This window comes from Hoylesella loescheii DSM 19665 = JCM 12249 = ATCC 15930 (genome assembly GCF_000378085.1).
GTDB lineage: Bacteria > Bacteroidota > Bacteroidia > Bacteroidales > Bacteroidaceae > Prevotella > Prevotella loescheii.
The window spans coordinates 19,668-32,896 of record NZ_KB899212.1 but is presented as its reverse complement, the minus strand read 5'-3'; the positions used below and the strand labels follow the sequence as shown (position 1 = coordinate 32,896).

At 47.3% G+C, this 13,229-nt stretch carries 4 protein-coding genes; 2 read left to right on the top strand and 2 right to left on the bottom strand.

Going from position 1 to position 13,229, the window contains the following annotated elements:
* Window positions 1-12: 12 nt before the first annotated feature.
* Both F453_RS0103825 and F453_RS0103820 read right to left on the bottom strand, forming a co-directional pair.
* Complete coding sequence (locus tag F453_RS0103825; RefSeq protein ID WP_018966818.1) at window positions 13-3,813, bottom strand: hypothetical protein; 3,801 nt, start codon at window positions 3,811-3,813, stop codon at window positions 13-15.
* A gap of 5 nt (window positions 3,814-3,818) precedes the next feature.
* On the bottom strand, window positions 3,819-10,019 hold the full coding sequence (locus F453_RS0103820; RefSeq protein WP_018966817.1) for a DUF6603 domain-containing protein: 6,201 nt from the start codon (window positions 10,017-10,019) through the stop codon (window positions 3,819-3,821).
* A 711-nt stretch (window positions 10,020-10,730) separates the two neighbouring features.
* Here F453_RS0103820 and F453_RS0103810 point away from each other — a divergent pair.
* Window positions 10,731-11,291 (top strand): flavin reductase family protein, encoded by a 561-nt coding sequence (locus tag F453_RS0103810; protein ID WP_018966815.1) that lies wholly within the window; start codon window positions 10,731-10,733, stop codon window positions 11,289-11,291.
* Window positions 11,292-11,772: 481 nt separating this feature from the next.
* Window positions 11,773-13,188: a DUF6242 domain-containing protein gene (locus F453_RS0103805; RefSeq protein WP_018966814.1), complete on the top strand. Its 1,416-nt coding sequence runs from the start codon at window positions 11,773-11,775 to the stop codon at window positions 13,186-13,188.
* Window positions 13,189-13,229 lie beyond the last annotated feature (41 nt).

The window sequence follows — 13,229 nt, the reverse complement described above, 5'->3', positions numbered from 1 at the left end:
CTACCTTTTGTCTTATGGCAATTCTCTCACGGCTATACCCCAAGCCTCCTTGTTTTGGCTGCGTGCGATGGTAAATCCATTGGAGTTCTCGTCACGACCTTTTTGCATTGGCATGAAATAAAACCGTTGTGAGGATTCTTTCTCGGCAAATACCAACATGTTGTTGTTGGCCTGTCCTTTGGTCATATTTTGGAAACCCACGATATACAACTCATCAGTTAGCCACAAGCACATGTCGGGCTTAATGGGTGTAGAGTTAAAGTTGGGCTTGCCGTTTGACAATGGCACCATGTAGATATCCGTTTGCGGATACACCTGCATCAGGTCGGCACGTACAGCAAACACCAGCATCTCGCCTTTGCCTTTGGAATGGTTTCGGCCTAAGCTGTCACTCCATTGGTCGATCCGTTTCACATCGTAATAGGTGTCGCCGAAGTCGTCGGGCAATAGTGGTTGATCCCAGAACTTAAGGAAATAGCTTCCCCTTTCGTCGGTGGGATACTCGCGCCACAACAATTCGCGACCCATTTCGGTGTTCATTCCTGCTAGGAAAGCCTCTTCGAAAGCCGGGTTTGAAGCGAAACAGCAGATGCTGTTCTTAGCGATCTCGCCCGATGAGGGCAAGAAGAACTTGTCGGAAAACTCGCGTAAGTAGAACGATGTTGGGTCGGGGAACTCTGGATAAGGCATCACTGGATACCGGTTCGTTATCCGTTGGTTGAAGAACGCTTCTACTACGTCGATCTTCACACCTCTCTTGCCATAGTGTCGAAGTATGTTTTGCAGCTTATTGAGGTTCATCTCGGTCGCGTCAACAAGCTTCTTCTCCTCCGTAGGTTGTTGCGGGGTGGTTATCGATGGTTGCTGTTCAAACTTCAACTCCGACCTTATTGCAGCGTTGGCTTTCCTCAGCATGTCATTAAAAGCACTAACGAAGTTTCCTATTTTCCTTAGTTCCTCGTTTCCACCAGCCAACTCGAAAGCCGAAATTGTAGGTAATCCTGCTGGGCTACTCCATTCGATGGTGCTGGGAACAAAGCTGTTATTCTCTAAATGAACGATGCCATCGCGAAGTTTCTCTAGCAACTGGCGTAAAAGAGATGGATAAATCTCCAGTTTTTTCTTTTCTATCACAGCTGCCTTGGGCAACGAAGGGTTAGCTTCCTCATCATAAGGATAGAAAAATAAGGTGTCATTGTCTATCTCCATACTAAGTGTATAGTACTTGCTATCTACCTTAAGTTTAAATGACCCATTACTTCCCGAATAGGATTCTTTTCTACCTTTCTTAATGACAAAACATTGGTCATCATATTCTGAAAGCACATTTATTGCACTTTCTATAACATTAAACCTCTTCTCTCCTGTAAGAAGGGCAAGGCTGTTGTCTCCTTCCGTCTGCTTAAAAGTTTTATTCTCGTACTTAAACTTCCACTCTCCAGACAATGTTTTTGTGCCAGTCTCTGTTGAGTATTGCGCTTTTGTCAGCACAAAAGAAGGCGATGTGCCCATCACAACAGAAAAGGGAGCCACCACAAAGTAGCGTAATTTCCGTTCAGGGGTATAATAAGCCACCTTAAATCCATTCTGAAAGTCATCCCCTTTATCGCCAAACACATTCGAGTAAACGTCATCGGGCAAAATAACACCATGTTTCGATTCCCCACCTGCATTAACGGTAACAAGTTTGTAAGGCATTGCCAAATCATAAAGAAATCCACTTGTGGGATAACCAACTTGCGACAAGGGGTCTGTGTACTCACGTAACGCGCCCCATGCTGCATATATTTCGTTCTCTATGGTGTCCACTAGGTAAGTCCTCTTGCGTATTTTCTTCCTGTCGCCAATACGTCTTAACCACGTATATATCTCGTGATAGTCCGTGTTTGTGGCATAACTGCAAGGCGTAGGCACCTTTCTTGGCTCCAATCCATAGAAGAATAAAGGATCTACTCTCACTCCTCCGCCCTTTTTCTCACCATCTTTCCACACGGGAGTAAAATACGTACCCTTCTCCGGATCTATAATGAAACCATTCGTTTTGATACCAAACACACCACGGAGCGCGTTAAACTCTGGATAGAAATCGAAAAACTTATTATGTTTGGGTATTACATAACGATCAAAATCGCTTTTGTGTATCGAACGAATCATGCGTACAATGGCCAACGAGTTTATTATCTTGAGCTTATAATCATTCCATGTACCCACTGATGTCAAGCGTAAGGCGTCGCTGAGACTAACTCCTTGACCTACCAAGTATTGTTCTAGCACGCTGTTCATTGGCGAAACCGATCCCTTAGTGAGGTTCTTGGCCATTGTGTTGGCGCTCATCTTGCCCTGGCTCACCTTATTTATAAGCTTCACAGCGGCGTTCGATTGGATGCCCGATAGGTTATCGGTTAGGTTAAACGTACGAAGTTCGTTGATTTTACGTGCCGATGCATCGTTCATTTTCGACATCTGGTAAATCTCGCGAACACGTTGGTTCAACTTGTTTATCTGCTCCACCATACCCCAAGCACGCGTAACAAATTCCTCTTGATAGTCTTTCACCACCTGCGCACCAAGTCCTGCCGCTGCACGATTTCTAAACGCCAAGTTTATATCGTTAACAGCAAGGTTGGTGGTCCATGGTGTGGCAGCGGTCCTTTGTGCCAAAGTATGTCGTGCGCCATAAATGGGCGGAGTCACCCAGGGATCTTCCTCCATGTTTATCTCGCCCTTCTCGTTCTCCAACAATACAGGGTTCAGATCCAAGAGCTCTTTCAATTCCCTACTCATCTCATAGGATTCTTTCTGCAAGCTCCTTTCGTCAAAGTTGAGCATCTTAAGCGCCACGGGCATGTCGATAGGCTTTAAGTCCTCTCCTTTTCCTGCTTCCAATCCAGTGCTGTTGATGTCCAGTTTCAGTGTGGGGTGCATCTTACGAAAACACTCATCGCTCAATGGGTTCATCCTATGTGCATAACCCAAGAAAGTTTCTTCGCCTGTGCTGAACGCCCAATGATAATACACGGGGTACTTTAGGGCCTCCTCACACCCTTTCGCTTCTTCTAAGCTCTGTCTCCACGATGCCGTTTGCATCGAGCATTTTGCCTTTTCACCTCCGCCTGATAGTGCCTGCGGAGCAAGAACGGCCAATCGTCCTGTTTCGAAAGCAGGAACAAGGAAGAGATGATACTGCGTTTTCCTTTCCAATGCTCGATGGCACAATATGCGCGACACACCCGCTTCGGGATGTTTCTCCAAAAACTGTTCGATCTCGCTATCCACATTCGTCGTCACTTGTACGTGAGCGTACAAATGCTGCTCGCCTAAACGGGGGAACAACTCGCCATAATGCGCATCATTCTGTGGGGTTAGCACCAGTATGGAATTACTCTCTTGGTTCTTTTCAAGTTTATATTCGCCCTCTTTGCAGGCCAGCAGCACCATCCATGGGCGCAATCTGCCTTCGTTGTCTTTAACAGGCGTATACCGCCAAGGGATATCTTCTTCGTAAAATTCCACGTAGGGCATGTTAGTAAACGACACGCCTGCGCTGCCATCGGCAGGAACCACTTGGCAAATGGCCTTCTCATCGATGGCCTTCACTTGTTCTGGACCTGCGATGAAGAAGCTACGGCTTATCATTCTCTCGCCACGGCCACCGTTGTTTGGCAGTTCTGTGCTCAGTTTTGTCGACACATTGAGCGTAGAGCGAAGCACTCCACCCTTCTCATTACCTTTTAACGAGTCGGTTTCATTGGCATAGTGCCCTAGTCCTCGCCTAAAATTCGGCAAGACATATACTTTATTACCTGTTGTCATAGCACTTATAATTTGTCGATGAGGTTAGATTGGTCTACTGAATTACGCGATTTCCTTTGGTCTAAGATCTTCACGTAGCGTTGAAAAGACGACTTATCTCTGCGTTCGAAAGCCGACGACACCATTTTAGGAGCAGTTACTGGTTGGACTATCACTTCTGCAAGCGATCCAAAATCAATCACCTTATCGCGAATGAACGAGTTGTATGCATGATCGAACTTGGGATCTTTTATTGCCAGAATTCCTTTTAGGTCTGGCAGTTCGGTTATTCTCCGTGGCCATTTCAGTCTACCTAGCACACCTAGTTTTTCATTCACCAAATCCTCCACCTCCTTGGGCGAGAAATAGCCAACAACACTTCCGTCGCCCTTTACTGCTAAGCCGTCTTCACAAAGCTGAACGTTGCTCAGCAGATCAGAGTCTTTTATCACCAACTTCTCAAAAGCAGCGGCATGTCGCCATGTGGATGGTTTATGGCGAATGTTCGTCATCTCTTTCTCCGTACCTTGTGTCAGCCGTTCTATATTATTCTTTCCAATGAAGGCTTTCACAGGAATGCCAGCCAGTTTCATTTTGGGTTTGGGGGTAAACTCAATGTCTTTTCCTTCTAACTTGTCTATGCGCTCTATCTTTTTGTCCACGCCATTGTCAAGTTCTATCTTACGGGTTCGAAACGCCTTATCGTTGCGCACCTTCTCAGCGTATGAAACGACAACCCCCTTCTTTTTCCATGTCTCGTATTTTATACTGTTCTCCATCACCCTTTTACTATTTTCGTCAAATGCGGGATGTCCCTCGTTCATGCCATCAATCGTAAATCCGCTGTTGCATTTAATGTACGATGGCGCTTTAATCTTATCATCTACAGAGAGTTCGCGATAAAGCGAAGGTGCGAAATCGTTTTGCTCGTCAACAAAGCCCTTTCCACGTTTAAACTCGCACTGCTCTGGGTTAGCGTTCGATCCAAAGCTCACCTGCTGCACTTCAAGACTTACACAGTCGATGGGCAGTGCGTCGTTGCATTTCTCCATCTTGTCGAGTGCAAGTAGGTTGTTGCTCTCGTGTACGGTTTTCATCGGCACAGCGGTCTGGTTGAAGGTGATCTTACCTGTGGGTTGCAACACTTGCAGGTTCTCGTCGTCGTTCTTCTGATCAACAAACCTTACAAGATTGTCTACCATATCGGTGTTGGTTATCAACCAATTGCTTGCCTTTTCGTATTCTGCTTCCAACAAAGGCCACACCTCGATAGTTTTTGCCTCAATCGGATCGGCATTATTTCCCCATGTAAGGTTGAAGTCTACATTTATCTTGAAGATAATGCGGAACGAAGCCTTGCCCTTTATCTTCCATGGTGCAGGACCTTCCACGTCGAGTGACAAGTGTACGCTTGCAACATTCCAACTGCCCACACGCACGCTCATACCTGCAACCGCCGTGAATACGAAGCGGAAAGGATCGAACTGGAACAGGGCATCGAAGCCCGCATAGCCATGTAAACCGAATCGCTTCCAACCTACGTTGATGTCGAGCCGCGCACCTATTTGGAAGGTGTTACTGGTAATGGCAAGATAGCTTTCTAATGACATGCGCACGATCTTATAGTCTAGCTTCACGGCCATGCGCTTCATGTTACTCACCATAAGACCTGGTTCGGGCTTATAGGCGGGATGGAAACCACCAACAGAAAGCAAGAAACCCTTGTTCGGACCACCCCAGTTAAGGCGGAAGGCCATTTCTCCTTCGAGCGTCAGACCCACAATCTGCGAGTCTACAAGGGCTGCATCGAACCACATTCCCTCTTCAAACCTTATGCCGCCAGCGAAGAACACGTTGATGCGGATTATCTTGTCGAGCTTTGGCAACGACACTTTCAGTCCGCCAACGATGAGTATTTCGGTGGGCGACGGCAACTGCAACAGCAGTCCGAAGTCGCATTTTAAAATGGGTTCGTAGCTTATCTGGGCCAGCAAACCAAAGAAGAACTGACCCTTCTTGGCTGGGAACAGGGTCATAACCGAAGCCTTCATCTCGGCCAGATGGTTCGAAAGGTTCTCTACAAAGAATACGCTTCCAAGCGTTCCTTGGCGCACACTCTGCACCATTCCTTCGCGACTGATTTCCCTGTTCAAGCCCAAACAACCGCCAACGCCCGTAAGACTGAATCCCAAACCTAAGGGGATGCCAGGCGTAAAACGTGTGCTGATGAGCACCACAAGACTAAAATCGTGGCCAGGTTTCGAACCTGTGTCGCACAAGACAAAGCCCGACACGGCAAATAGCTTCACGATATTGAGCTCTACCGCACCGAAAAACTCGCCCGTTTCTTTATTTATCGAGATTATTCCACCACCTTTCACGGCAGCGTTATCAATGGTTATGCCTAGGCCTGTGGGCAAAGCCAGCTGTGCCGACAAGTCCCAGTCGCCTACACTTCCGTCTGGTTTACGGTAATTAACGTCAAGCCCTACGCCCAAATCTTCTAACGCCATGGTCACCACACTAGCGAAGTTTATCTGGAACGTACTCTTTACGTTCAGCGCTAGCGTGCCGGCAACTTCGGGTTTTGGACCAAAGTCGATGTCGAAGTGGTTGAAACGCACTGGCCCTAACGTCTTACCGTTAAGGTCGAACCTTAATTTTAGGCGTGCATTTCCACCAAAGTCGAGCCCCTCTTGCAGGTCAAACCACAGATAGGTGTCGAAATCCATCGTGAAATCGTCTTTCAAGAACGTTTTCAACAGTTCCACCTCACTAAGCTTCAGCACAACCTTAGCGCCCTTTATGGCACCTAGATAGCCAAACATCAACTTGTTGCTTTCGTGCGTTTTGGGTGCTATGCTAAGGCCAGTTCCGCCAATGGCCTCACTACAAGTGTTGGCATAGCCCAGATATAGCAGCTGCGGATAGTTGTCGATGCTTGCTGCGAGATACTTGGTATCAAACAGTTTCAAAGGCGGAGCATCTGCATTGCGGGCAAATTTGGCAACAAACATGGCGCAAATCTTATCCCATTTGGTAACATTATTTACCTTCCATCCTTTGGTCACATTAAATCCAAATCCGCTTTGCAGGGCATCTATCGTATCTTTATCTATTGCTCCAACCTCCACTCTACCTGCTTGCAGTTGCGCTTGCAAAGCTAGTGTATGGTTCTTGCCTAACTTAAACGTGGCAGCAAGGTCGCCTTTGAGCATGACGTGGAAGAATATGGCGGGCCGTTTTTCCTCCTTGTCTTCGCCCACAAAGGTGCAAAGCTGCACCAATAGCGAAGTATCTAAGCTAGCCGTTTTATTTGCATTAGCTGCTTTCACGTCGGTTAGATTTACCAAAGTGGCCAAGAGGAACTTACTTTCCAGGTCGTATTGGTAGTCTATATTGCGTACATATTGTGTAAAGTCGTTGTCGGGGATGCTGGGCAGCACGTCGTCGATGTACTTGTGCACCTCGTTTGGCAACCCTTTATACAAGCTCATAACAAGGGTAAAGATGTCTTTATACCCCATAGGCGACGTAGCAAACACGATGGTGGCATCTACAACCTTGCCAAACCATACAACGTATGCCTCTGGAATATCCACGTTTATCGTTACGCCCGTTTTCTCGTTGATAAACTTCAACACCCTTTGACCCGTGTCTTTGGCCTCTTTCAGCGCCGTTAGCGCTTGTGATTCCAAAAGCTTTTCCGCAACACTCACACCTTCCGCAACAAGGTCTACCACCTCGCCAGCCGTTTTCTTGGCATCGCTTGCCAAGTTCATGGCGTCCTTCACCATGCCGTCGAGTCCCTTTACCACCTGTTGCAACCGCTGTCTGATAATCAAGCGCAGCGTGCTCGTTACTGTCGCGGTAATCTCGCGCACGTAAGGCATAAATATTTTTTGCTTTACACGCTGCCAAATGGCCTCGGCTAGGTCTTTGGCAAATCGGTCAATATCGTCCGCTTTGATATCAGGAATCTGCGCTTTACAGTTTGCCACAATTGTATCGACGCATTGGCGGAAACCCATATAATAGCGTTCGGGATTGGGTACAATCACTTCGTTGGCCGCCTTGGTAACGATGTTTACGTAGTCGGTTAGACTTAGCTCGCTCTTTATTTGCGAAAGCTTTTTCTCCATGTTGCCCGAGAGCTGCTTAACAGTATGTGGCGACAACAGCGTAGCAAGGTTATTGGTTTGCACACCTGCCCCAATGCCATCGACAGAAATCGTATTGAGGTCTTTTCTCAATTCTGCCTTAAGCTGCATAAGGGCCGTTTTCAGTCTATTTTCCCATGCTCGCTTACTTAAAGCCTTATGCATGTGGGTGTACACACCGCTTCCCCATGCCCTTATTTCGGTGTTGGCAGCCTTCGCAAGCTTATCAGCCACCGACTCGGGATTAGGCACTTGCCATTTTTTCAGCACGTCTTTAACGGCGCCAACCAACACTTCATCAAACAATTCCTTCTCTGCGGGCGACACCTTTACCTTAGGCACATGCCTCAATACGGCCTTGCGCGCCTCCTTAACCTCGTCTTTCGCACCTTTCCAAGCGTTGTTTGCAGCCTCGGTAAGCAATGCCTCCAGGTCTTTTTCAAAACGTGCACCTTTGTCGTAAGCAGCACTCAACTCGTTGCCCACGATGTTCAGTGCCGTGTCTAAGCAAGCTATGGCCTCTTCCACCATCGCGTCCATGTCGCGCTGCATGGTCTCGGCCAATTCGCGTAACATGTCGATAATCTTACGTATGGTGGTAATGATGGGTCGTATCTTGTTCCACAATTCTTTCTTAGCTTCGCCCACCGTAGTCAGAACCTTTTCGGCAAGGTTGCGAACCAATGTTTCGAGCATGCTGCGAAGCGAAGCGAAGTCGGGGATATCGGGGTTAAACTGCCGTGCTAAGTCCATTACCTTGGCCACTAGAGCTTGTGCGTCGTCAATGTTTTCAATGGGATAAAGGCGCTTCAGATAATCTAAGGGGTGCGCAAAAAGGTCGTCTAGCACATCCCATTTTATCTCCACCACCTCGATGGGATAGGTAAGCTTCGTTAAGTCTGCAAGCTTGTCTATTTCTTTTCCAACACCCGCTTGCACATCGCGCACAAAACTTAGCATGCTGAATTGCGAAAGGTTGAGCAAATTGGTAGAGATACTCAGGTCGCCACCCAGCAATTCAGACATTTTCTTGGTTTTCTCGTTTACGGCCTCTATACCCTCACGGCCCATTTCTTCGGCCTTTTTCAGTTTCCCGTCTGCTGCCGTTGCTGCTTTGGCTATTTCTTCGGAAACTGTGTTTATGCCTTTTTGGGCATTGTTAAGGGCGTTTACCAATCTCTTAGGAACATGCAACTCAATGGTTTTAGGACCAATAATGCCTAAGAAGCTTAGTATGGCGTATGTTTTAGACAATCCATCCGAAAGGGTTTGATAGATGTTGTCGTTAGGCTTCATGTCGTTAAGGGCCTTCCTTGCCTCGCCCGACAAGCGCGCATACAGGTCTTCCACCTCTCTTTGCACATCACCAAACAGTGCCTGTGCCATATTTTGCGCTTCATTACCTAAGCTATTGATTTGGCTTTCCAGGTTTTTCCTCGCCTCATCAAGGCCTTTTCCTGCGTCTGTAACAATGCCGCTGGCCTTCATGCGCACAAAAGCGATCTCGTCTGCAAACACCGTACGGGCGTTTTTAAGCAAAACAATGAACACGTGGTCGAGCACACGCCCTGCAAAGCCTTTGAGGTCGAAGTCTTTAATAATTTTTTCCGCCTGCTCTGCATTATCGTTAAGCACTTTAGCAATGGTGTCTGCTTCAAACGCTTTCACAGAATCAAGCAATTTCTTTACCGACTTAAACAGCTCTCCACCTGTCTGCATAAGACCGAAGAGGTCGCCTGCCGACGATCCTACAGCCGTCTTACAGGCGCCCACAAGCGCGTCTACAGCTTCGAACATTTTCGTAACAAGACCTCTAATCTGCTCCACGCCCTCCTTATTGGCCAACTCAAATCCCAAGCGGGCAAAGATACCATTGATAATATTGGTTTGTAGGGCAAACAACTCGCTGGACGAGGAGATGTTATCCAAGCATTTTTTGAGGTCGGTTTGATTTTTTTGCTTGGCTTCAAAATCGTCAATAGCCGTGCGAACACATACGAACTCACTCTCAAGATCGGCCAGCAACGCATCGCGGGTCTTCTCAAGCAAACTAATAATTTTCGTCATTGCCAAGTTGGCATTGGATTTTCCTGTATCACTCATCTTTCGTCTAGATTAGCGTTATCGATTTATGGTCGCTCCAAGAGGCCGCTGCTCTCAGGTTATACATACTGCTGCGCCATGCCCTTTCTTATGAAAAGGGGACTACAACTTCACGTCGTTGGCTGCTGCGTTTTTGCTATAGGCATAAACGACTTTAGCCGCAAAGCGGCAAACAGAATGTAGATTTGGCGTTTTGGAAATGGCCATAATAAAGTTTTCAAAATGCGTTTGAGAACTCCTGTCAATACGTATCGCCCTCACTATGGCTTCGTTCAACATGGAGTGTTGTGCCGCTGGCTATCCTGCGGATGTAATAACGTCCGTTCCCTTGCGTTCGGCCCGACGGCCTATACAACAATAGGAACGCCTTGGCGTTCATGTATAAAGATAATGTATGCTTGTTTGATAGAAAAGCTATACCTGTGGCAAATTTAAGAAAATTATCCTTTCGTTTATTGTTTTAAGCGGTAAAAAATGTTAATCGCAAGTTCATCTCGACTCTTTTAGTTATTAAGCCTTAATTAAACACCACCCACAACTAAATGCGCAACGTATGAAAAACTTACCACGCTGTATATGGCGGGATTATCAAAAAATAATGATAACTTTGCGTGTAGAATTCAATTTATAGAAAACAATGCAGATGATAACCTGCAAAAATAGGGATAATAAAGTATGAAAAAGAATATCGGGCCCAAGCTGGCCTTATATCCCGCACCGGTAACCGTTGTGGGAACACTCAAAGAAGACGCCAAACCAAACTGGATACTCATTGCCCACGTGGGCATATTGAGCCAAAACAAGCTGTCGCTTAGCATCCACGCGAGCCATTACAGCACGGCACTGATACGCAAGACAAGTAAACTTTCTGTCAACATCGTTGATGAAGCGATGCTTCCCGCAGCCGATTATACGGGCATCGTTAGTGCGAATAAGACCGACAAGTCTGCCGTTTTCGACTACGAGATGGGTGCGAACGGCACACCCATCGTCAATGCCAGTCCACTGGCAATGGAGTGCGAGGTGTTTGATGTATACGAGGTCGACGGCTATGTAAATTTCTTCTGCACCATCGTCAACACCTATGTTGAGGACGAAATGCTTGACGAGAAGGGCCAAATTAACTACGAACGCCTTAAACCCGTGCTCTTCGAGATGCCTACCCACAAGTATTTGGCAACGGGAAAGGTGCTGGGTGATGCCGTAAAGACGGGACGAACGTTCAAGGGAGAATAACCCCCAGCGGTGCGTTTTACGATTGCCGCTATGCTACAAGCTAGCTTGTAGTGTGGCTACAAAAGGTCTGTAGTGTCACTACAAAGCAGTTGTAGCGGCACTACAAAGCACTTGTAGCGTGACTACAACTCGTTTGTAGCCGCCGTACAAGACGTCTTGTACGGCATATCCACTTAAAAATGCCGCTGCGAAAGGTGATTTTTCGGGGTTAAGGGGCTGAAAACCGGAAACCTCTAACGTCGTTTTTTATATTGCCACAAAGACTTTTGGGCGGGTTTGCCCTTACACGTTTGACTTGCCGAAAAATGGAAAGCCGAAAGGCAGATGTGGCAAGGCGACTATCAACCAATATCCACCCAACCACGTAAAATACCTTAAAAAAACAGCGCGTTTATCATATTTTGCACAATAAAGCGAACAAAAGGCAGTTTATTTGAGGAATTCTCACTAAATTTGCAGCTAAAATTAATTCAAAAGCGGAATGAAAAAAATGCGATGGTCTCTCGCTTTGCTGTTCTCGGCGGGTTTTGTGTTTGCATCTTGTCTCAAAGACGATAGCAGGGACATCACCTATTACGACGATACGGCAATTACGGCTTTCACTCTTGGGAAACTAAGCCTGAGGGTGGATTCAACCACTAAAGACGGCAAGAAAGACAGTGTCTACCATAGAAAACTCGATGCCAAGAACTACGTTTTTTACATCGACCAGATAAACAAACGAGTGTATAACCTCGACTCGCTGCCATACGGCGTGAACCAGAAGAAAATCGTTGGAACGTTCTCAACAAGAAACGGGGGCGTGGTTGCACTGAAAAGCCTCACCAGCGATTCGATAACGTACTACAAAAACGGGCAAGACTCCGTGGACTTTACCTCTGAGCGCACTTTCGTCGTATACAGCAACTCGCAAAAGTACTCGCAAAAGTACACCGTAGATGTGCGTGTGCACAAGCAAAAGCCCAACGACTTTAAGTGGAATCAATTGACCACGGTTTCCGCTTTCGCATCTTTGCAGGGCTTGCGCGTTGTAAACGCTGGCTCGATGGTACTGGTTTTCGGTTCTAATGGTAGTGGAACGGTGGCTTACGGCTCGTCTATCACAGACGGGAAGTCGTGGACCAAGCTCTCGCCAACGTTCTCGCCCGATGCCAGCGCATGGAAAAACGCCGTTAGTTTCAATGGGGTGACATACGTGATGAGTGGAAACAGGGTGTGGCAGTCCAGCAACGGCACAACCTGGACCGACTTTGGCGTAAATGCCGCAGGCATGTCGCAACTTGTTGGAGCATCCAACGCAGGGCTGCATCTGCTCAAAGGGGCTAGCAGCCTATACTTGGCTAAGGCTGGAACATCTGAGCCTGTGCTTGAAAACTTGGGTTCGAACGCTGCATTCATGCCGCAACAAGACTTCAACATGGCCGTTTGGAATCACTCGGTAAGCGATAAAACCGAACAAGTAGTGCTTCTAGGCAATCGCACTAGTGCCGCTCATCCCACTGATGCAGCACCTGTTGTGTGGGGAAAGGTAAACGAATACGGCCAAGCAAGCTCTACCCAAAAGTGGGTTTACTACAATAGCTTGGAGGCTGAACACCGACTTCCGCGCATGTCTAACCTGCAAGTGGTGGCCCATGGTCCTGTTCTCTTAGCCGTTGGCGGTGCAGGAATGGGCGCAAGCAGCAGTGAACAGGCGTTGAAAAACGTGTATGTAAGTGCCGATGGCGGACTGTCGTGGAATACCAACCGTATCTATACAATGCCCACCGACATAGCAACAGGCACCACCCACTTTGCCATGGGTGCGGATAAGGACAACCACATTTGGCTGGTTTGTGCAGGAACAGGTAAGGTTTGGCGCGTACGCAAAAACAGCGTAGGTTGGACCAATAACTAAAAATGCGACAAACGCGGGCGTGATTGCAATTCGAAAAAGCC

Coding starts and splice junctions, on each gene's coding strand:
- F453_RS0103825 (WP_018966818.1), bottom strand. CDS start 3,813: ATGACAACAGGTAATAAAGTATATGTCTTGCCGAATTTTAGGCGAGGA.
- F453_RS0103820 (WP_018966817.1), bottom strand. CDS start 10,019: ATGACGAAAATTATTAGTTTGCTTGAGAAGACCCGCGATGCGTTGCTG.
- F453_RS0103810 (WP_018966815.1), top strand. CDS start 10,731: ATGAAAAAGAATATCGGGCCCAAGCTGGCCTTATATCCCGCACCGGTA.
- F453_RS0103805 (WP_018966814.1), top strand. CDS start 11,773: ATGAAAAAAATGCGATGGTCTCTCGCTTTGCTGTTCTCGGCGGGTTTT.